The 226-nt window shown below is 50.9% G+C and carries 1 protein-coding gene; it reads left to right on the top strand.

The genetic code is table 11. From position 1 onward, the window contains the following. Nucleotides 1-226, top strand: a 226-nt coding sequence (locus RM573_RS17465) for a hypothetical protein (protein WP_311585145.1), incomplete at both ends; no start/stop codon positions are given.

Genomic DNA, 226 nt, shown 5'->3' with positions numbered 1-226 from the left:
ATACCTGATAATGCCGAATTAACCGACCCAGATGATATTGACGCGCTGATGGACTCGATGGCAAGTGCGCCTGAGCCAGAAACAGCCAGCGAAGCAACTGAAAGTGCGGTGGATGAAATACCTGATAATGCCGAATTAACCGACCCAGATGATATTGACGCGCTGATGGATTCAATGGCAAGTGCGCCTGAGCCAGAAACAGCCAGCGAAGCAACTGAAAGTGCGG

The organism is Thalassotalea castellviae, assembly GCF_031846185.1.
In the GTDB taxonomy this organism is placed as follows: domain Bacteria; phylum Pseudomonadota; class Gammaproteobacteria; order Enterobacterales; family Alteromonadaceae; genus Thalassotalea_H; species Thalassotalea_H castellviae.
This window is presented reverse-complemented; position numbering and strand designations above follow the sequence as displayed.